Source organism: Amycolatopsis sp. NPDC049688, assembly GCF_040674975.1.
Lineage (GTDB): Bacteria > Actinomycetota > Actinomycetes > Mycobacteriales > Pseudonocardiaceae > Amycolatopsis.
Genome location: NZ_JBFANY010000016.1, coordinates 87,542 through 107,500, shown reverse-complemented (window position 1 = coordinate 107,500; position 19,959 = coordinate 87,542). Strand labels below are relative to the sequence as shown.

Genomic DNA, 19,959 nt, shown 5'->3' with positions numbered 1-19,959 from the left:
GCATCGCCCTCATGCCCACCGTGGAGTTCGCCGTCGAGGACGGCATCGCGCAGATCCGGCTGAACCGGCCCGAGCGGCTGAACGCGGTCGCCGCCGTCCTGGTCGACGACTTCCTCGCCGCCCTCGACGCGGCTGCGCGCAGCGACGCGCGCGTCGTCGTGCTGTCCGGGAACGGGCGCGCCTTCTGCGCCGGCCACGATCTCAAGGAACCCACCCCACCGGGTGATTCGCGGACCCGGCTGGACCGGCTCCAGGACGTCACGCGGCGGCTGCGCGGGCTGCGCCAGCCGGTGATCGCGGCGGTGCACGGCTACGCGATCGGCGCCGGCGCGGAGTTCGCGCTCGGCTGCGACCTGATCCTGGCCGCCGAGGACGCCGTGTTCGCGTTCCCCGAGGTCTCGCTGGGCCTGAGCGTCACCGGCGCGGCGTCACGGCTGCTCCCGCTGCTGGTCGGCCCGCTCAAGGCGAAGGAGCTCCTGCTGCTCGGCGAGCGCTTCGACGGCCGGAAGGCGGCCGAGCTGGGCATGGTCAACGCCGCCGTCCCGGCCGAGCAGCTCCAGGCGGAGGCGCTGAGCTGGGCGAAGCGGATCGCCGAGCACCCGCCGGCCGCCGCAGCGATGGCGAAGCGGGTCCTCGACGCGAGCACCGACCTCGAGCCCGCCCTCGAACTCGAGGTCAGCCACGCCCTGATCACCGAGCACTCGGCCGCCGTCGCCGCGTCCACCGAAGCCTTCCGGAGCCGGGCGTGACCCCCCTCTCCGACATCGGGACGCTCGCCCAGCTCGTCACGCGGGCCGCGGCGCTGTGGCCCGGGCGCACGGCCTGGGTGTTCGACCACCTGGGCCGGACGTTCACCTTCGCCGACGTCGACCGCGAAAGCTCCCGGATCGCCGCGGCGCTGGCCGAACGCGGCATCGGCCCCGGCGACCGGGTCGCCGTCATGCTGCGCAACCAGCCGGAGTTCCCGCTGATCTGGCTCGCCCTGGCGAAGATCGGCGCGCAGCTGGTGCCGGTCAACACGAACTACCAGGAGTTCGACGGCGCCCACGTGCTCCGCCACTCCGGCGCGAAACTGGCCGTCGCCGCACCCGAATTCACCGATCTCCTCGGCCGGATCGGCCTCACCGAGGTGGTCACGCCGGACCGGCTCGTCGCGGCCGGCGCGGCGCCGGAATTCACCCCCGTGCCCGAATTGCCGGTCAACATCCAGTACACCTCCGGTACCACCGGCGCCCCCAAGGGCTGCGTCCTGCCGAACCGCTACTGGACGACGCTCGCGGTGAGCCTGGCCACCGACTTCCCCGCCGTCGGCGAGGACGACGTCATCCTGACCGCGCAGCCGTTCCACTACATCGATCCACAGTGGAACGTCGCGTTGGGACTCGCCGGCGGGGCCACCCTGGTCGTCCTGGACCGCTTCCACCCCAGCACCTTCTGGGCGAAGGTGCGCGAGCACGGCGTCACCTGGTTCTACTGCCTGGGCCTGATGCCGACGCTGCTGCTGCGCCAGGAGCCGTCCGAAGCCGACCGCGACCACCGCGTGCGGGCGATCTGCGCGTCCGCCATCCCGCACGAGCTGCACGCCGAGCTGGAGGCCCGGTGGGGCGTGCCGTGGTACGAGGCGTTCGGGATGACCGAAACCGGCGGCGACATCCGGATGACCGCCGCCGACCACGACGAGACCGTCGGCACCGGCTGCATCGGACGGCCGTCCCGCGACCGCGAGGTGCTGATCGCCGGCGACGACGGGAAGCCGGTGCCGCGCGGGGAAACCGGGCAGCTGCTGATCCGCGGGATCGGGCTGATGCACGGCTACCACGACGATCCCGAGGCCACCGCGAAGGCGTTCGCGAACGGCTGGTTCCACACCGGCGATCTGGCCCGGATGGACGCCGCCGGCCGCGTCTACTACGTCGGCCGCACGAAGGACATGATCCGCCGCAGCGGCGAGAACATCTCCGCCGACGAGGTCGAGCGCGCGCTGCTGCTGCACCCGGCGGTGCGGCTGGCAGCCGTCGTCGCGGTGCCCGACGAGCTGCGCGGCGAGGAGGTCAAGGCGTACGTCGTGTGCGACGGCGACCGGCCGGACCCCGCCGAGCTGGCCGCGTTCTGCGCCGGGAAACTGGCCTACTTCAAGGTTCCGCGGTTCTGGGCGTTCGCCGGCGAGCTGCCGATGACACCGTCGGAGCGGGTCGCCAAGGGCGAGCTGCGGAAGGTCGCCGACCCGCGCGCCGGGTCCTGGGACGCGAAGGTGCAGGCATGGCTCTGAGCAGCCGGGAGCGGGTGCGCGCCGCCGCGGTGAAGCTGTTCGCCACCAAGGGCTTCCACGGCACCGGCATCCGGGATCTGGCGCAGGAGGCCGAACTCTCCTCGGCCAGCCTGTACCACTACATGGGCACCAAGGAGGATCTGCTCGCGGAGATCATGCACACCGCGCTGAACCGGCTGCTCGACGCGGCCCGCGAAGCGACCGCGGGCGGCGGCGACCCGGTGCACCGGCTGCGGACGCTGGTCGCGCTGCACGTCCTCGCGCACGCCGTCGGCCCGGCGGAAACCCGGGTGGTGGACAACGAAGTCGACGTCCTGTCCCCGGCCGCGCGCGAGCCCGTCGTGGCCCTGCGGGACGCCTACGAGCGGCTGTGGGCGTCAGCTATCGACGAAGGCGTGGCAGCCGGGGTGTTCCGGGTCGAACACCCGGCGGTGACCCGGCTGGCACTGCTGGAGATGTGCAGCGGCGTCGCGAGGTGGTATTCCCCACGTGGCCCCCTGGCGCTGGACGAGCTCGCGGAGCACTACGCGGAGCTGGCGTCGAGGGCACTCGGGTGCACGTCGGCGCCGGGTGTCACCGACTTGCGGCGGTGCCGGGAAATCGTCGCGAAAGAGTGGGGGGTGTCCGTTTAGCGGCGCTTTTACCTGTGTACGCCTTGCCCAGACGGCGCGGGTGGGGGACGCTCGAAGGGTGACTGAGGAAACGATCCAACTGGAACTGGACGACTCGGGTCTCGCGCCGGGCCTCCCGGCGCCGGAAAGCCCCCGCGATCAGGTGCAGGATGTCCCCTATCGCCCTGTCGAGTTCCGTGACGACGATCTCCCCGCGGCTCTGGAGCGCTGCGCCAAGTGGCTACGTCAGGCCCAGGAGTGGCTGGGCGAGCCCCTCGACGTCCTGGCCATCCACCTCGACTACGACGACCGCCAGGGTTCGCCGTATTACGACGTGAAGCTCCTGTGCAACGAAGAGGACCTCGCGGGCGTCCCGATCGCCATTCGCAACAAGAAGTAGGCAAGCCGAAGCGCCGTCAAGACCGCCGCGAAAAGGCGGTCTTGACGGCTTCTCGCGTTCTCAGCCCAGCGTCCCGCCGACCTTCACGTGCCCCTTGAGCAGGTTGCGCGCGATGGTCCGGCGCTGGATCTCGTCGGTGCCCTCGTAGATGCGCAGCAGCCGCAGCTCGCGGTACCACCGCTCGACCGGCAGCTCCCGTGTGTAGCCCATGCCGCCGTGGATCTGCAGGACGCGGTCGACGATCTCGTTGGCCTTCTGGCCGCCGTACAGCTTCGCCATCGACTGCGCGTGCCGCGAATCCACGCCCTGGTCGACCTGCCAGGCGGCGTGCAGCACCAGCCACCGCAGCGCCTCGAGCTCGACGCCGGAGTCGGCGATCATCCACTGGATGGCCTGCCGCTCGGCGATCTTCTGCCCGAACGTCTCGCGCGTGTTGGCGTGCTCGATGGCCATCTGGATCAGCCGTTCGCACGAGCCGATCGCGCGGGCAGGCAGCAGGTAGCGGCCCTGGCCGATCCACTGCATGGCCAGCTCGAAGCCGCGGCCCTCTTCGCCGAGGATCTGTGTCTCGGGCACGCGGACGTCCTGGAAGATCAGCGACGCCGGGCCCCACTCGCCCATGGTGTCGATGTACTCGGACTTCCAGCCGGCCTCGCGGTCGACGAGGAAGCAGGTGACGCCACCGTTCGCGCCCTTCTCCGGGTCGGTGATGGCGAAGACCATGGTGAAGTCGGCCTCGTTGCCGCCGGTGATGAAGGTCTTCTCGCCGTTGATGATCCAGTCGCTGCCGTCCTTGCGGGCGGTGGTCCGGATGGCCTTGGCGTCCGACCCGGCGCCCGGCTCGGTGATCGCGAAGCACGACTTGCGCTCGCCCGAGATGGTCGGCAGCAGGTAGGTCTGCTTCTGCTCCTCGTTGGCGTGGAACAGGATGTTGTCGGCGGCCCCGCCGAAGCGGAACGGCACGAAGGTGCGGCCGAGCTCGGCCTCCAGCAGCGCGGCCATCACGGCGGACAGGCCCATGCCGCCGTACTCCTCCGGCGTCAGCACGCCCCAGAAGCCGGACTCCTTCGCCTTGAGCTGGAGGTCCTTGAGCTCTTCGCCGGTCAGGCCGGGCTGGTGGGCGCGCTCGCGGCGGAGGACTTCCTGCTCCAGCGGGACCAGCTCCCGCTGGACGAACGTGCGGACCCAGTCGCGCACTTCGCGTTCTTCGGTGCTGAGTGAAAAGTCCATGGGGTAGCTGCTCCTCCGACACTGGCTAAGCGCTTGCTTAGCCCAGGGTACCTCTTCGCCCCTGGATAACCCCAGACCTCGGCCGGAATTCGTGACAACGGCTGCCGGGCCCGGAAGGATCGGAGGGGTGATGGAGATCGAGGTCCGCTGGTCGTCGCCGTTGCCCGCCGAAGATCGCTTCCTGCGCCTGCTCGACGACGTCGAACAGGGCCGGTTCGAGGCCTACCGGCAGGAGGCCGACAAGCGGCGGTTCCTCACCGGCCGCGTCCTGGCGAAGACGGTCGCGGCCGAGCGGCTCGGCCTGGCGCCGGAGTCCGTGAAGTTCGACGCGACCTGCGAAGACTGCGGCAAGCCGCACGGCCGCCCGCGCATCCCGGGCGCGGACCTGACGCTGTCGATCTCGCACTCGGGCGACCTGATCGGCGTGGCGGCGACCCCGTCGGTCCCGGTGGGCCTGGACGTCGAGACGGCCACCCGCAAAGCGGACGACGGCCTGATCGAGTACGCCCTGAGCCCGGCGGAGGCGGAGCACCTGACGGGCCTGGACACGGCGGAGAAGGCGGCGGCGTTCTTCGTCTACTGGACCCGCAAGGAAGCGGTGATGAAGGCCACCGGCAAGGGCCTGCGCATCCCGCTGCAGAGCATCACGTTCTCCCGCTACGACGAACCGGCGAGCCTGGTCTCCTCAGGCGACCCGGCCCTCGACCCGGCGACGACCCGCTTGGTGGACCTGAAGGCCGCAGACGGCTATCGGGCGGCCATCGCGGTGCTGACCACCGAGGAGCTGTCGGTGGCCGAGGAGCACTGGGTCCCCTAAGCGACGTCCTCCAGGCCCATCGCCGTCAGCAGCGTGCGGAACTTCGCCGTCGTCTCGTCCAGTTCGGCCTGCGGGTCCGACGCCGCCACGATCCCGCCGCCCGCGTACAGCCGCATCGACGTCGAGGCGATCTCCGCGCAGCGGATCGCCACCGCCCACTCGCCGTCGCCCGCCGCGTCCACCCAGCCGACCGCTCCCGCGTAGTAGTCGCGGTCGAACGGCTCCAGCTCCTTGACCAGCTCGCGGGCGCCATCCGTCGGGGTGCCGCAGATCGCCGGGGTCGGGTGCAGGGCCGCCGCCAGGTCCAGGGCCGTGATGTCCGGGTCCGCCAGCTCACCCGTGATCGGGGTGCGCAGGTGCCAGATCGCCGGCGTCGTCACCAGCTCCGGGCCGGCCGGGACGTCCAGGGTCCGGCAGAACGGCCGCAGCGCCTCGACGAGGTAGTCGATCACCACCGCGTGCTCGAGCTGGTCCTTGCGGGACGTCCGCAGCGCCTCGCCGTTCGCGCGGTCGACGACCGGGTCCGCCGCACGCGGCATGGACCCCGCGTGCGGCGAGGAGAACACCGTGCGACCGGTGCGGCGAAGCAGCAGCTCGGGCGTCGCGCCGACGAGCGAGCGCCCGCCCGGCAGCTCGGCCGCGTACGTGAAGTGGCGGGGATTGCCGACGGCCAGGTTCCGCACGATGCTCTCGGCGGGCAACGGCGCGTCGAACTCGAGGTCCAGAGCGCGGGCCAGGACGGCTTTGCGCAGGTCACGCGCGGCCAGCGCCGCCACCGCAGCGCGCACCGACGCCATGTGCAGCTCCGGAGACGGCACCGCACGCACCCGCACGGGCGCCGGCAGGACTTCCCGCGGAAAAGACGGCGCGCCGGAGGAGCGGTGGACGGTCCGGGGCACGACGAGGTGGCCCGGCACCTTCGTGTCGGGCCCGGTGTCGAACGGGAGGACGCCGACGGCCAGCGGGGCACCGGTCTCGGCCAGCACGCCGGGGATCACCGCGGCGAGCCGTCGCGGGTCCGTCTCGGTGACGGCCCGGATGGTGCCCTGCGCGAGGAGTGCGCGCTGGGCCGTCGCGAAGAGGAAGTCGCCTCGCTGATAGCGGGCGGCGAGGTCAGCCGGGGTCGCCGGATCAGGTGAGCTCACGTCTCCAGCGTCCCAGGCGAGGGGAGATCCGCGAGGGAAGTGTCGCCAGCGACACTCCCCTCGCGGTCAGCTCCTGGTGACGCGCTTACTTGAGCGCGTCGATGAGCGCCTCGCGCTGGCGCTCGCCCAGGCCGGCCGCACGCCGGTCCGGGTCGATGCCGGCCTGCTCGAGCAGGGCGGCGACCTTCACCGCGCCGAGGCCGGGGACGGCCTTCAGCAGCTGGGTGACCTTCGTCTTCCCGATGGTCTTGTTCTCCTTGGCCTGCTTGAGCACCTTCTCGATGCTCTCCTTGCCGGACTTGATCGACGCGAGCAGCTCCGAACGCGCCTTGCGAGCCTCGGCGGCCTTGGCCAGGGCCTCGGCGCGCTGCTCCGGAGTCAACGTAGGCAGAGCCAACGTAGTGTCCTTTCCTCTCAGGTCTCCGCTTTCGCGGCCGACAGCTTTTGTGAGTGCTTGCTCCTGCAAGCGCTGCTCAGCCGTCTCTTGCCACGGGCCCAGTAAACGCCACCCGCTTCGTGGCCGTGCAACCGACACGCACTTATTACCCCCGGAGGTGATACCGGGCAACCCGCTCCGGCCTGCGGAAACGCTCCCAAGAAGGGGCCCGCGTGGCCCTTCTCACCCGGAAGTGAAGCCTCCGCTACCGCCTGTTCTCGCGCACATTTCCTTGCACATAAGGAAAAGTCGAAAAATTGATGATCTTGATCATCGTCCGGTCGTCGCCCGATCGCGCTACGACCGTGACCGAACGGAGCCGTTGTCGACCATGCCCGCTTCACCCGATCCGCATTAGAGTCGGCCCAACCCCAGCCCACCGGCGAACGACCCCCGGGAGCGACCATGTTGAGCACCATGCAGGACGGCCAGCTGTCGCTGGCGAACCTGCTTCGCCACGGCACGTCGGTGCACTCGGCGAGCGAAGTCATCACCTGGACCGGTTCAGAAGCCCGCCGGGAGACCTACGGCGACCTCGGCCGCAACGCCGCCCGGCTCGCGAACGCCCTCCGCGGACTCGGTGTGACAGACGACCAGCGCGTCGGCACGTTCATGTGGAACAACGCCGAGCACATGGCCGCCTACCTGGCCGTTCCGGCGATGGGCGCCGTGCTGCACACGCTGAACATCCGGCTGTTCCCCGAGCAGCTCGTGTTCGTCGCCAACCACGCCGAGGACCACGTCGTCATCGTCGACGGCACCCTCGTCCCGCTGCTGGCGAAGCAGCTGCCCGAGTTCAAGACCGTCCGGCACGTCATCGTGGCCAACGGCGACGCCGCGTCGCTGCAGGCGCCCGACGGCGTCCAGGTCCACTCCTACGCCGAGCTGCTGGCCGCCCAGCCGGACACCTTCGACTGGCCCGACGTCGACGAACGCTCGGCCGCCGCGATGTGCTACACCTCGGGCACCACCGGGGACCCGAAGGGCGTCGCCTACTCGCACCGGTCGATCTGGCTGCACTCGATGCAGGTCTGCATGAGCGACAGCATGAACCTGGCGCAGAGCGACAAGGCCCTGGCCATCGTGCCGATGTTCCACGCGATGGCGTGGGGCCTGCCGTACGCGGCGCTGATGGTCGGCGCGTCGCTGCTGATGCCGGACCGCTTCCTCCAGCCGGCGCCGATCTCGGCGATGCTGGCCGCCGAGAAGCCGACGTTCGCCGGCGCGGTCCCGACCGTCTGGCAGGGCCTGCTCGCCCACCTGGAGGCGAACCCGCAGGACATCTCGCACCTGCGCGAAGTCGTCGTCGGCGGGTCGGCGGTGCCGCCGTCGCTGATGCACGCGTTCGAGGAACGCCACCACGTCTCGATCCTGCACGCGTGGGGCATGACGGAGACGTCGCCGCTGGGCAGCGTGGCCCGGCCGCCCGCCGGTGCGACCGGCGAGGACGCCTGGCACTACCGCTACACGCAGGGCCGGTTCCCGGCGTCCGTGCGCGCCCGGCTGATCGGCGACTCCGGCGAGCCGCTGCCCTGGGACAACGAGGCCGTCGGCGAGCTCGAGGTCCAGGGCCCGTGGATCGCCGCGTCGTACTACGGCGGCTCCGACGTCGACCCGGACAAGTTCCACGACGGCTGGCTGCGCACCGGCGACGTCGGCAAGATCAGCGCCGACGGCTACCTGACGCTGACCGACCGCGCCAAGGACGTCATCAAGTCCGGCGGCGAGTGGATCTCCTCGGTCGACCTGGAGAACCAGGTGATGGGCCACCCGGCGGTGGCCGAGGCCGCGGTCGTCGGCATCCCCGACGAGAAGTGGGACGAGCGGCCGCTGGTCGCCGTTGTGCTCAAGGAGGGCCAGAGCGTCACGCCGGAAGAGCTGCGGGACTACCTGAGCGACAAGGTCGCGAAGTGGCAGCTGCCGGAGAACTGGACGTTCGTGGACGAAGTTCCCAAGACCAGCGTCGGGAAGTTCGACAAGAAGCGGATCCGCGCGTCCTACTCCGAGGGAAAGCTCGACATCGCCCAGCTCTAACGGGTAAATCTCCGGCGAGTCTTCACGCTTGGGACGGCCACCATGGGGGAACCTAACGCCCCTATGGTGGCCTTCGGAGCACGTCGGAGGGGTTCTGGGGATGCAGCGGAACAGGCGGAGTTTCCTCGCGCTCGCGGGCGTGGGCGCGCTGGCGGCGGCCTGCGGGTCGAACACCGGGCGGCAGGGTGACCCGCCGCCCTCGACGGCGTACTCGGCGGGCCCGCCGCCGTCGGACGCCCCGAAGGTCACACTCCAGCAGTGGTACCACGCGTACGGCGAAGAAGGCGTCCAGGACGCCGTCAAGCGGTACGCGGCGAGCTACCCCGGCGCGACCGTCAACGTCCAGTGGAACCCGGGCGACTACGACTCGAAGATCGTCACCGCGCTGCAGAACAGCAAGGTGCCGGACGTCTTCGAGGCCCAGGTCAAGATCGACTGGGTCCGGCAGAACCAGGTCGTCCCGCTCGACGACGTGATCGCGCCGGTGAAGGGTGACTTCAGCCCGGCCGTGCTGGCCGCGCAGACCGTCGAAGGCAAGGTCTACGGCATCCCGCAGGCCACCGACACGCAGGTGCTCTTCTACCGCAAGAGCCTGCTGCAGGCGGCGGGCGTCCAGCCGCCGCAGACGGTCGACGAGCTGGTCGACGCGGCCGCGAAGCTGACCAAGGACGGCGTCAAGGGCTTCTTCGCGGGCAACGACGGCGGCGTCGGCGTGCTCACCGGCCCGCTGCTGTGGTCCGCGGGGCTCGACTACCTGAAGAACGGCAACCGTGAAGTCGGCTTCGACGACCCGCGCGCGGCGACGGCGCTGGCGAAGTTGCACACGCTGAACGCCAACGGTTCCCTGTTGCTCGGAGCACCGGCGGACTGGTCGGACCCGGGCGCGTTCATCGACGGGCTGACGGCGATGCAGTGGACCGGGCTGTGGAACGTGCCGAAGATCCGGCAGGCGTTCGACGACGACTTCGGCGTCCTGCCGTTCCCGAAGCTGGACGGCAGCGGCGCGCCGTCGGTGCCGGTCGGTGCCTACGGCGCGATGGTCAACGCCAAGAGCGAGCACGTCGCCGAGGCCAAGGCGTTCGTGAAGTGGCTGTGGGTCGACCAGACGCAGGACCAGCTGGAGTTCGCGACGAAGTTCGGCTTCCACGTCCCGGCCCGGCAGAGCCTGGTCGGCCGCGCGGACAGCCTCAAGTCCGGCCCGGCCGCCGACGCGGCCCGGTTCGTCAAGGAGAACAGCCACCTCGTCGGCGGTCCGGTGTGGACACAGCAGGCGAACACGGCGTTGTCCGACGCGGTCGCGAAGATCGCGAAGGAGGGCGCGGACCCGGCGGCGCAGGTGAAGACGGCCGTCGAGGTGGCTCGCGCCGAGCTGAAGCGCCTCTTCGGATGAAGCGGCGCGATGCGCGCGCGTTCTGGCTGTTCGTGGGGCCGTTCCTGATCGGGCTGGCGGTGTTCGCGTACCTGCCGATCGGCTGGAGCGCGTACCTGTCGTTCTTCGACGCGCGCAACACGGTGACGCCGACCGAGTTCGTCGGGCTGGACAACTACGCGCACATGCTCACCGACGAGCCGTTCCTGTCCAGCCTCGGGACGTTCAGCGTGTTCGCGCTGTTCATCGTGCCGCTGACGTTCGTGCTGTCGCTGGCGCTGGCCCTCGGCGTCAACCAGCTGCGGTTCGCGCGGGCGTTCTTCCGGTCGGTGTTCTTCCTGCCGTTCGCGTGTTCGTACGTGGTGGCGTCGCTGATCTGGAAGACGTCGTTGTTCTCGGGTGTCCGGTACGGACTCGCGAACACGGTGCTTTCGGTCTTCGGCGTCGACCCGGTGGCCTGGACCGGGACGGTGCACCCGCCGCTGTACTGGGTGGTCCTGGTGACCGCCCGACTGTGGCTGCAGCTGGGGTTCTACATGATCCTGTTCATCGCGGCCCTGCAGCGGATCCCGGTGCGGCTGTACGAAGCGGCGTGGCTCGACGGCGCGAAGCCGGGCTGGCAGGTGTTCCGCCACATCACGCTGCCGCAGCTGCGCGCGACCGCGGTGGCGGTGCTGCTGCTCAACCTGATCAACGCGTACCAGGCCTTCGACGAGTTCTACAACATCATGGGCGACTCGCGCGGTTACCCGCCGTTCGCCCGGCCGCCGTTGGTGTACCTGTACTACACGTCGCTGGGATCGGGCGGCCAGGACCTGGGCCGCGGCAGCGCGGGCGCAGTGATCCTGGCGTTGCTCATCGCCCTGGTGACGTTGCTGCAGGGCCGGGTGTTCCGCTTCGGACGGGTGTCATGAGGGCGTTCCTGCGGTGGGCTTCCCTGGTGGTGGCGGCGGTGGTGTTCCTGCTGCCGTTCTACCTGTTGCTGCGCAACGGCCTGGCTTCGCGAGCGGACATCACGTCTCCGCACTGGACGTTCTTCCCGTCCACAGTGCACTGGGAGAACTTCTCGCGGCTGTTTTCGCTTTCGGACGTGCCGTTCGCGCGCAGCCTGCTGAACTCCCTGGTGGTCGCGACCCTGCAGACGGCCGGTTTGCTCGTGGTCTGCTCCTTGGCCGGCTACGGCCTGGCCCGGATCCCCTACCGGCACTCGCGGTTCGTGTTCTACGCGGTGCTGGCGACGCTGATGGTCCCGACGTCGGTGACGTTCGTGCCGAGTTTCGTGGTGGTCTCGTCGCTGGGCTGGCTGTCGGACTTCCGCGGGCTGGTGATCCCCGGGTTGTTCAGCGCGTTCAGCGTGTTCCTGTTCCGGCAGTACTTCCTCGGCTTCCCGCGGGAGCTGGAGGAGGCCGGGCGGGTGGACGGGCTTTCGCGCTGGGGCGTGTTCCGGCGGATCGTGGTGCCGAACTCGAAGGGTTTCTTCGCGGCGATCGCGGTCATCACGGTGATCGGCAGCTGGAACGCTTTCCTGTGGCCGCTGATCATCGCGCAGTCGCCGGATTCGTGGACGGTCCAGGTGGCGTTGTCGGGCCTGCTGACGGCGCAGAACCCGCAGCTGAACCTGCTGTTCCTGGCGGCGGCGGTGTCGATCCTGCCGATCGTGCTGCTGTTCGCGTTCCTGCAGCGGTACCTGGTGCGCGGGGTGGCCGAGTCCGGGTTGCAGGGCTGAACCGCCACCACAGCAGGGCGAGCGTCAGCAGCAGCGCGCCGCCGTCGGTGATCGCGGAGGGCAGCAGCCCGGGCCAGCCGTGCAGGTCCAGGGTGGCGCGCCACACCGGCGGCGGGATGACGAACACGCCCGCCGCCTGGGTGGCGTTCACCGCGAAGACCAGCCAGAACGTCCAGCGGCGGCCGGTCAGGACGAGCAGCCCGAGCAGGTTGCCCACCAGGTACAAGTCGCCGACCAGACGCAACCCGCTCAGGAAGCCGTCGGACGGCGGCGTGCCCGCGAGCGCAGCTGCCCGCGCCACCAGTTCAGCGTCGATCACCACGAAGTTCTGCAGTGCGGTGCCGATCGCGAAGACCAGCGAGCACCCCCCAATCCACCAGCGCATCCTCGCTCCCCCTATCAGTGATAGAGAGAACTCTATCACTGATAGAGCGACGGCCTCTATCACCGATAGAGAAGGGGCGGCTCTATCACTGATAGAGTCCTCCGCGTGCCTCTCGATCGTCGTCAGATCACCGAAGCCGCGCTCGCGCTCCTCGACGAGGTGGGGCTGGCCGAGCTGAGCACCCGGCGGCTCGCCGCGAAGCTGGGCGTCAGCTCGCCGACGCTGTACTGGCACGTCAAGGACAAGGCCCAGCTCCTCGACCTCCTCGCCGAGGCCGTCTGCGAAGACGCGTTCGAGATCGACGAGACCCAGGACTGGCGGCGCCAGCTCGAACAGGGCCTCCACCAGTTCCGCGCCATGCTGCTGCGACACCGCGATGCCGCCACCCTGCTGCGGGAACGGCCACCGGGACCGAACCGGCTCGCCCACATCGAGCGGACCGCCCGGATCCTCCTGGAAGCCGGCTTCACCCCGGAAGACACCGCGGGCATCGCGCGGCTGCTCGCCGCGCACGTCCTCGCCTCGGTCGAACGGCCGGAGAAGCCGAACCCGGAAGCCGCGAAGGAGTTCCTCGAAAACCTGAAGGCCTACCCGAACGCGCGCACCCTCGGGTTCACCGGGCTCACCGCCGACGACCTCTTCGCGCTCGGCACCGAAGTCATCCTCGACGGCCTCGCCCAACGGAGGAAATGACCACAACCTTCGGCGGTACACCCCACCTCGGCAGCTGTGACAGGGTGAACTCAACTGTCACGGTGAATGTTTTTCACGTTCACCCCGCGTCCACGCAAGCCCGGCAGCGTGCTGGGCAACCGAGAAGACTGGGGAGCGAACAACCATGGCCGAACTCACCCGGCGCACCTTCGCCACCGCGGGCGCCGCCGGTCTCGGGCTGCTGCTGTGCACGCCCACCGCGAACGCCCTCGACCGCGCCCTGCGGCTCACGAGCACCCGCTCGGTCACCACCTCCGGCACCACACTCGAACAGGTCGCCACGGGCGGCGGCACCAGCACCTACTCGCGCCTGTCCGCCGGCCCGGGGTGGCCGCTGGTCGTGCGCAGCGACCTCGCCACCCCGAAGAGCGGGCGCGACGACCGGCGGCGGGCCCTCAGCTCGTTCGTCCAGTTCACCGACCTGCACATCACCGACGCCGAGAGCCCCGCGCGGTTCGAGTACCTGCACCCCTTCATCGGCTCCGCGCACCGGCCGCAGGAAGTCCTCGGCACCGTCGCCACCAGCGCGCTCGTCGAACGCGTCAACAGCGTGCGGCAGGGCCCGTTCACCGGACGGCCGTTCGACCTGATGGTCACCACCGGCGACAACACCGACAACCACGAGCTGATCGAGCTCGACTGGTTCCTCAAGGTCCTCAACGGCGGCAGCGTCACCCCGAACTCCGGCGACCCGAACGCCTACGAAGGCGTCCAGAGCTCGGGCAACGACGAGTACTGGAACCCCTCGATCCCCGGCGTGGGCGACAAGTACTCGGCGAAGGGCTTCCCGCAGCTGCCCGGCCTGCTCGAAGCGGCCACGAAGACCTTCACCGCGCCCGGCCTCGACGTCCCGTGGTTCTGCACCTTCGGCAACCACGACGACAGCATCGTCGGCTCCCTGCCGGCGAACATCCCGGGCATCGACGCCTGGTACACCGGCCGGTACAAGGTGATCGGCAAGGACGAGACCACCGCGAAGAAGCTCGCCGACGCGATCAAGAGCGGCTCCGGCGTCCCGGTCGCCGAACTGTTCGGCGGCAGCGGCACCATCCGCGAGGTCACGCCGGACGCGCGACGGCGCCCGTTCAGCACCGGCGAGTTCGTCCGCGCGCACCTCGACACCGCCAACACCGGCCCCGGCCCGGCCGGGCACGGCTTCACCAGCGCCAACGCCGACGGCCAGAACGTCTACTACACCTTCCGGATCGCGCCGGGTGTCACCGGGATCAGCCTCGACACCACCACCGACGCCGGGTTCGCCGACGGCTCGATCGGCCTCGCGCAGTACTCCTGGGTCGAGGCGACGCTGAAGCGCAACAGCTCGGCGTACTACGACTTCTTCGGCCGCAAGGTCACCCACGCGGTCACCGACGAGCTGTTCATCCTGTTCAGCCACCACACCAGCGGCACGATGACCAACCTGCTGCCGGACTCGCGCCACCTGCTCGACCCGCGGCTCGACGGCGACGCGTTCGTCGCGCTGCTCAAGCGGTTCCCGAACGTGCTGGCCTGGGTCAACGGCCACACGCACCTCAACAAGATCACGCCGCACGCGGGCAACACGCCGCAGCAGGGCTTCTGGGAGATCAACACCGCGTCCCACGTCGACTTCCCGCAGCACGCCCGGATCGTGGAGGTGGCAGACAACGCGGACGGGACGTTGTCGCTGTTCACGACGTTGATCGAGGCGGAAGCGCCGTACGCGGCGGACTACGACGCCCGGACGCCGCAAGCGCTTGCGTCGCTGTACCGCGAACTGTCCTACAACGACATCCACGTCAGCCTGGGCCGCGTCGGCGCGGCCGAGGACCACAACACCGAACTGCTCCTGGTGAACCCGCTGAGCTGAGTTACCCCGGAGGTCATCGCCCGGCGGCGGGTCTTCGGGCAAGCTGCCGGGTATGACCGATCTTGAAGGCACGCAGCTGTTCCACCGCTCCATGCCGTTCTCCGAACGCCTCGGCGTCGAAGTGCTGGAGCACGGGCGCGAGCTCGTCCGCAGCCGGCTGAAGTGGGACGAGAGCCTCTGCACGCTCGGTGGTGCGCTGCACGGGGGCGCGCTCATGGCGCTGGCCGATTCGACCGGCGCCGTGTGCGCGTTCCTCAACCTGCCCGAGGGCGGGCAGGGCACGACGACCGTCGAATCGAAGACCAACTTCCTGCGGGCGGTGCGTTCGGGCTACGCCGTTGCGTCGTCCAGACCACTGCACGCGGGGCGCAAGTTCGTCGTGGTGGAGACCGAAATCCACGACGACGACGGCAAGTTGGTCGCGAAAGTGACACAGACGCAGGCCGTCCTGTAGGTACCTGTTTACATACCCGGCCGAACCGGCGAAAATCCCTGCCTACTGGGTGGGCCGATCAGGGAGCCGGGATGCGCGTACGTAAGTTGTTCACCTTATTGTCAGTGGTTGTGTTATCCGTTGTAACCACGCAGGTCGCCGAGGCCGGGCCCGTCCGGCCCCGCGACGACGAGGCGATCGACTACCACGAATGGACCGGCGGCCGCTTCCACGAAGGCGGCTTCGCGGGGCTCGGGCCGACGCGCGACGGGCTGCGCATCACGCACCCGATCGGCACGGTGCAGCACACCGAACCGGAGCTCGGCACGACGAGAACCTACGAATACGGCCAGTGGACGTCGCCGTCGTACCGGCCGGGGTTCGGCGCCACGCAGCTGGTGGCGTCGTGGAACGCCAAGACGCCGGCGAAGACCTGGCTGCAGGTCGAGGCGCAGGGCCGGACGTCGGCGGGTGCGGAAACCGCGTGGTACGTGATGGGCCGCTGGGCCAGCGGTGACGCCGACATCCTGCGCACCAGCGTCGACGGCCAGGACGACGCCAACGCCATGGTGGACGTCGACACGCTGGTCATGAAGGCCGGCGTCACGCTGAAGTCCTACCACCTGCGAATCAGCCTGTACCGCGAAGCCGGCTCGCACGCGACGCCGTCGGTCAGCCTGCTGGGCGCGATGACCTCGGCCGTCCCGGACCGCTTCGACGTCCAGACGACGAAGCCGGGGCGGGCCGCCGGGATCGAGCTCAAGGTGCCCGCGTACGCGCAGAACCTCCACAAAGGACAGTTCCCGCAGTACGGCGGGGGCGGCGAAGCCTGGTGCAGCCCGACGTCGACCGAGATGGTGGCCGAGTACTGGGGCAGGAAGCCGTCCGCCGAAGAGATGTCGTGGATCCCGGCGGACTACGTCGACCCGCAGGTGGCGTTCGCGGCGCGCTACACCTACGACCACGCCTACGACGGCACCGGCAACTGGCCGTTCAACACCGCGTACGCGGCGTCGCGCGGGCTGCGCGGCCACATCACGCGGCTGCACTCGCTGAACGAGCTGGAGGAGTACATCGTCCGCGGCATCCCGGTGATCACGTCGCAGTCGTTCCTGTCGTCGGAGCTCGACGGCGCCGGCTACGGGACGGCGGGGCACATCATGGTCGTCGTCGGCTTCACGAAGGACGGCGACGTGATCGCCAACGACCCGGCGTCCAGCAGCAACGACCGGGTGCGCAACGTCTACCAGCGCGACCAGTTCGAGAAGATCTGGCAGCGGACGAAGCGCTACCGCGCGGACGGCACCGTCGCGGGCGGCCCCGGCGGCATCGCCTACATCATCACCCCGGCCTGACGAGGTCGGCGGGGCGCCGCGACCGGCGCCCCGCCGGGCTCACCAGGTCTTGCCGGCCTGCTCCCGGATCGCGCGGTTGATCCGGTTGAAGAAGCCGCTGAGCGCGATGTGCAGGACGATCGCGGACAGCTGCTGCTCGTCGAAGTGCGCGGCCGCGGCCGCCCAGATCTCGTCGGTCACGCCGGGCTGGCCATCCTCGATCCGCGTGGCGGCTTCGGTCAGCGCCAGCGCGGCCCGTTCCGGCTCGGTGAAGAACGGCGTCTCGCGCCAGACGACGACGCTGTGCAGCCGGTCGTCGGTCTCGCCCTGCTTCTTCGCCGACTGGACACCGGCGTAGGTGCACGGGGCGCAGCCGTTGATCTGGCTGGCCCGCAGGTGGACCAGCTCCAGCAGCAACGGGTCGACACCGGCGGCGTGCACCACCTTGAACAGCTGCTGGACCGCGCCGGTCACCTCGGGGCTGCTCGTGCTCTTCAGCCGTGGTTCCATCGTTTCCTCCATCGGTTACCTGTGCCCCTCCGGGCCCGTCATGTCCACGACGGAGCAGGATCGAGGAAGGTAACGACATGTCCGACACCGTGGCCGCGGCGTTCGAAGCCCGGCGCGACCGGTTGCACGCGGTGGCGCACCGCCTGCTGGGCTCGCACGCCGACGCGGAAGACGCGGTCCAGGAGGCGTGGCTGCGCCTGGCCCGCCAGGACGCGGCGGAGATCGAGAACCTCGACGGCTGGCTGACGACGGTGGTCGGCCGGATCAGCCTGGACGTGCTGCGGTCGCGGAAGTCGCGCCCCGAGTCGCCCTACGACGAGATCGTGGTGGCGGCCGAGGAGGGCCCGGAGGCGGACGCGGAGCTGGCCGACTCGGTGGGGCTGGCGCTGCTGGTGGTCCTGGAGTCCCTCGGCCCGGGCGAGCGGCTGGCGTTCGTGCTGCACGACCTGTTCGGGGTGCCGTTCGAGGAGATCGCCCGCATCCTGGGCAAATCGACGGCGGCGGCGAAGATGCTGGCCAGCCGCGCCCGCCGCAAGGTCCGGACGCCTCCGGTGCCGTCCGGGCCGTCCCAGCGCGAGGTGGTCCAGGCATTCCTGACGGCCGCCCGCGACGGCGACTTCGAGCAGCTGCTGCGCATCCTCGACCCGGACGTCCGGTTGACGATCGACACCCCGGACGGCCTGGTGGTGGTCTTGGGAGCGACGAAGGTGGCGGCAGGCGCCCGCTTCGGAGCGGCCAACGACGGCCGCCGCGTACTGGTGGGCGGCCTCCCGGGCGTGGTGGCGTGGCGCGACGGCACACCGATGTCGGTGGTGGCGTTCACCGTGGTGGACGGCCGGATCACGAACATCGCGGCGGTGACGGACCCGGTGAAGCTCGCGTCGATGGAGCTGCCGGAGCCGCCGGGAACTGTCGGTGGGTCCCGGTAGCGTGGAAGACGGGGGCCGGAGGCCCGCGCCGCCGTGCCAGACTGCGGAGATCATGCGCCGCCCTCTGCTGTTCCTCGACATCGACGGCCCCCTGATCCCCTTCGGGCGGAGTTCCGGGCAGTACGAGACCTTCCCAAACGCCGACCTGGGCAATCCCCTGCTGTCACGGGTCGACCCGAGCCTCGGTCCACGGCTGCTGGCTCTCGGGTGCGACCTCGTCTGGGCGACCACGTGGCTGGCCGACGCCAACGAGTGCGTCTCCCCGTTGCTCGGTCTCCCGGAACTGCCGGTGCTCGACGTCCCCGAAGGCGACGATCGCGGACTTCATTGGAAAACCCGGCCGATCGTCGAGTGGGCGGCCGGCCGCCCGTTCGCCTGGCTGGACGACGAAACCACCGGCGCCGACCGGGCGTGGGTCGTGCGCCACCACCCCGGGCCGGCGCTGGTGCACACCGTCGAGGCGAGCACCGGCCTCACCGGCCAGGACTTCACCACCATCGCCACCTGGCGGCGGACAGTTGCGTAAAGCGCAACCCGTTGCGCAAAGGTCACTCATGCGGATGTCGCCATGTCCGCGTGATCCGTGATTAGCTGCGGGCAGGACCAGCCAGAGCCGGAAGGTGGATTCGCATGCCGTACGAGGTGCAGGGGGTCGTTTCGCGAGGTAAGGGCGAGCCCGTCTCGCTGGAGACCGTCCTCGTGCCCGATCCCGGTCCCGGTGAGGCCGTCGTGAACGTGCAGGCCTGCGGGGTCTGCCACACCGATCTGCACTACCGCGAAGGCGGGATCAACGACGACTTCCCGTTCCTGCTCGGCCACGAGGCCGCGGGGGTCGTCGAGGCCGTCGGCGAAGGCGTCACCGACCTCGAGCCCGGTGACTACGTCATCCTGAACTGGCGCGCGGTCTGCGGCACCTGCCGGGCCTGCAAGCGCGGCAAGCCGTGGTACTGCTTCTCGACCTTCAACGCCGCCCAGCCGATGACGCTCCAGGACGGCACCAAGCTGTCGCCCGCGCTCGGCATCGGGGCCTTCCTCGAAAAGACTCTTGTCCACAGCGGACAGTGCACAAAGGTCGACCGGGAAGCCGAACCCGCCGTGGCCGGGCTGCTCGGCTGCGGTGTCATGGCCGGGCTCGGCGCGGCCATCAACACCGGCGCCGTCACGCGCGGGGACTCGGTCGCCGTCATCGGGTGCGGTGGCGTCGGGGACGCCGCCATCGCCGGGGCGAAGCTCGCCGGGGCGACCACGATCGTCGCCATCGACATGGACGACCGGAAGCTCACCTGGGCGAAGGACTTCGGCGCGACGCACACCGTCAACAGCAAGGGCCTGTCCGAGGCGCAGGTCGTCGAGGCCATGCAGGAGGCCACCAGCGGATTCGGCCCCGACGTCGTGATCGACGCCGTCGGCCGGCCCGAGACCTGGCGGCAGGCGTTCTACGGGCGCGACCTGGCCGGCACCGTCGTGCTGGTCGGCGTCCCGACGCCGGAGATGCGGCTGGACGACCTGCCGCTGATCGACTTCTTCTCGCGCGGCGGCTCGCTGAAGTCGTCGTGGTACGGCGACTGCCTGCCGAGCCGGGACTTCCCGATGCTCGTCGACCTCTACCTGCAGGGCCGGCTGCCGCTCGACAAGTTCGTCACCGAGCGGATCGGCGTCGACGGCGTCGAGCAGGCCTTCGAGCGCATGCACCACGGTGACGTCCTGCGCAGCGTGGTGACGTTCTGACCCTCTTCACCGACGACGAGTACCCGGCGGAGCCCTATCC

General features: G+C 70.0%; 20 protein-coding genes. 16 read left to right on the top strand and 4 right to left on the bottom strand.

Annotation, left to right across the window (positions count from 1 at the left end; all coding sequences use genetic code 11):
• The first annotated feature begins 11 nt into the window (after positions 1-11).
• Genes AB0J55_RS36305 through AB0J55_RS36290 form a run of 4 tightly spaced genes read left to right on the top strand, consistent with a single transcriptional unit; the run spans position 12 to position 3,280 of the window.
• Positions 12-749 carry an enoyl-CoA hydratase/isomerase family protein gene (locus AB0J55_RS36305; protein WP_364259253.1) on the top strand — a complete coding sequence of 246 codons (738 nt, stop codon included), beginning with the start codon at positions 12-14 and terminating at the stop codon, positions 747-749.
• A complete protein-coding gene (locus AB0J55_RS36300; protein WP_364259251.1) occupies positions 746-2,269 on the top strand; it encodes an ATP-dependent acyl-CoA ligase in 1,524 nt (507 codons plus the stop codon). The genes AB0J55_RS36305 and AB0J55_RS36300 overlap by 4 nt, the downstream gene beginning before the upstream one ends.
• Positions 2,266-2,901 carry a TetR/AcrR family transcriptional regulator gene (locus tag AB0J55_RS36295; protein WP_364259569.1) on the top strand — a complete coding sequence of 212 codons (636 nt, stop codon included), beginning with the start codon at positions 2,266-2,268 and terminating at the stop codon, positions 2,899-2,901. Before AB0J55_RS36300 ends, AB0J55_RS36295 begins: the two co-directional genes overlap by 4 nt.
• A gap of 58 nt (positions 2,902-2,959) precedes the next feature.
• Positions 2,960-3,280 carry a hypothetical protein gene (locus tag AB0J55_RS36290; RefSeq protein ID WP_364259248.1) on the top strand — a complete coding sequence of 107 codons (321 nt, stop codon included), beginning with the start codon at positions 2,960-2,962 and terminating at the stop codon, positions 3,278-3,280.
• A 60-nt stretch (positions 3,281-3,340) separates the two neighbouring features.
• On the opposite strand, the gene AB0J55_RS36285 is transcribed toward AB0J55_RS36290, so the two are convergent.
• Positions 3,341-4,510, bottom strand: a complete 1,170-nt coding sequence (locus tag AB0J55_RS36285; protein ID WP_364259245.1) for an acyl-CoA dehydrogenase family protein — start codon at positions 4,508-4,510, stop codon at positions 3,341-3,343.
• Between the two features lie 130 nt (positions 4,511-4,640).
• Here AB0J55_RS36285 and AB0J55_RS36280 point away from each other — a divergent pair, with 130 nt between their 5' ends.
• Positions 4,641-5,327 carry a 4'-phosphopantetheinyl transferase superfamily protein gene (locus AB0J55_RS36280; RefSeq protein WP_364259242.1) on the top strand — a complete coding sequence of 229 codons (687 nt, stop codon included), beginning with the start codon at positions 4,641-4,643 and terminating at the stop codon, positions 5,325-5,327.
• On the opposite strand, the gene AB0J55_RS36275 is transcribed toward AB0J55_RS36280, so the two are convergent.
• On the bottom strand, positions 5,324-6,472 hold the full coding sequence (locus AB0J55_RS36275; protein ID WP_364259239.1) for an isochorismate synthase: 1,149 nt from the start codon (positions 6,470-6,472) through the stop codon (positions 5,324-5,326). The two genes, AB0J55_RS36280 and AB0J55_RS36275, sit on opposite strands and share 4 nt — an antisense overlap.
• Positions 6,473-6,557: 85 nt before the next feature.
• Positions 6,558-6,869 (bottom strand): integration host factor, actinobacterial type, encoded by a 312-nt coding sequence (gene mihF, locus AB0J55_RS36270; protein WP_051767699.1) that lies wholly within the window; start codon positions 6,867-6,869, stop codon positions 6,558-6,560.
• A 444-nt stretch (positions 6,870-7,313) separates the two neighbouring features.
• On the opposite strand from mihF, the gene AB0J55_RS36265 reads away from it, so the two are divergent.
• The 8 genes from AB0J55_RS36265 (at position 7,314) to AB0J55_RS36230 (ending at position 16,773) form a co-directional block, all read left to right on the top strand.
• Entirely contained in the window at positions 7,314-8,942 is a 1,629-nt protein-coding gene (locus tag AB0J55_RS36265) for a long-chain fatty acid--CoA ligase (RefSeq protein ID WP_364259235.1), read from the top strand.
• A 100-nt stretch (positions 8,943-9,042) separates the two neighbouring features.
• Positions 9,043-10,332, top strand: a complete 1,290-nt coding sequence (locus AB0J55_RS36260; protein ID WP_364259232.1) for a sugar ABC transporter substrate-binding protein — start codon at positions 9,043-9,045, stop codon at positions 10,330-10,332.
• Complete coding sequence (locus AB0J55_RS36255) at positions 10,329-11,225, top strand: sugar ABC transporter permease (protein ID WP_364259229.1); 897 nt, start codon at positions 10,329-10,331, stop codon at positions 11,223-11,225. The genes AB0J55_RS36260 and AB0J55_RS36255 overlap by 4 nt, the downstream gene beginning before the upstream one ends.
• Positions 11,222-12,037: a carbohydrate ABC transporter permease gene (locus AB0J55_RS36250; protein ID WP_364259226.1), complete on the top strand. Its 816-nt coding sequence runs from the start codon at positions 11,222-11,224 to the stop codon at positions 12,035-12,037. Before AB0J55_RS36255 ends, AB0J55_RS36250 begins: the two co-directional genes overlap by 4 nt.
• A 490-nt stretch (positions 12,038-12,527) precedes the next feature.
• Positions 12,528-13,115 carry a TetR/AcrR family transcriptional regulator C-terminal domain-containing protein gene (locus AB0J55_RS36245; protein WP_364259223.1) on the top strand — a complete coding sequence of 196 codons (588 nt, stop codon included), beginning with the start codon at positions 12,528-12,530 and terminating at the stop codon, positions 13,113-13,115.
• A gap of 145 nt (positions 13,116-13,260) precedes the next feature.
• A complete protein-coding gene (locus tag AB0J55_RS36240; RefSeq protein ID WP_364259220.1) occupies positions 13,261-14,985 on the top strand; it encodes a TIGR03767 family metallophosphoesterase in 1,725 nt (574 codons plus the stop codon).
• A gap of 52 nt (positions 14,986-15,037) precedes the next feature.
• Positions 15,038-15,439: a PaaI family thioesterase gene (locus tag AB0J55_RS36235; protein ID WP_191306884.1), complete on the top strand. Its 402-nt coding sequence runs from the start codon at positions 15,038-15,040 to the stop codon at positions 15,437-15,439.
• Between the two features lie 71 nt (positions 15,440-15,510).
• A complete protein-coding gene (locus tag AB0J55_RS36230) occupies positions 15,511-16,773 on the top strand; it encodes a peptidase C39 family protein (RefSeq protein WP_364259216.1) in 1,263 nt (420 codons plus the stop codon).
• Positions 16,774-16,812: 39 nt separating this feature from the next.
• On the opposite strand, the gene AB0J55_RS36225 is transcribed toward AB0J55_RS36230, so the two are convergent.
• Entirely contained in the window at positions 16,813-17,262 is a 450-nt protein-coding gene (locus AB0J55_RS36225; protein WP_364259213.1) for a carboxymuconolactone decarboxylase family protein, read from the bottom strand.
• 77 nt (positions 17,263-17,339) lie between these two features.
• Here AB0J55_RS36225 and AB0J55_RS36220 point away from each other — a divergent pair, with 77 nt between their 5' ends.
• The 3 genes from AB0J55_RS36220 (at position 17,340) to AB0J55_RS36210 (ending at position 19,919) form a co-directional block, all read left to right on the top strand.
• Complete coding sequence (locus AB0J55_RS36220) at positions 17,340-18,191, top strand: sigma-70 family RNA polymerase sigma factor (protein ID WP_364259210.1); 852 nt, start codon at positions 17,340-17,342, stop codon at positions 18,189-18,191.
• A 52-nt stretch (positions 18,192-18,243) separates the two neighbouring features.
• Complete coding sequence (locus tag AB0J55_RS36215) at positions 18,244-18,717, top strand: HAD domain-containing protein (RefSeq protein WP_364259208.1); 474 nt, start codon at positions 18,244-18,246, stop codon at positions 18,715-18,717.
• 104 nt (positions 18,718-18,821) lie between these two features.
• Positions 18,822-19,919, top strand: coding sequence for an S-(hydroxymethyl)mycothiol dehydrogenase (locus AB0J55_RS36210; RefSeq protein ID WP_364259205.1), 1,098 nt, complete (start codon positions 18,822-18,824; stop codon positions 19,917-19,919).
• The last annotated feature ends 40 nt before the right edge of the window (positions 19,920-19,959 follow it).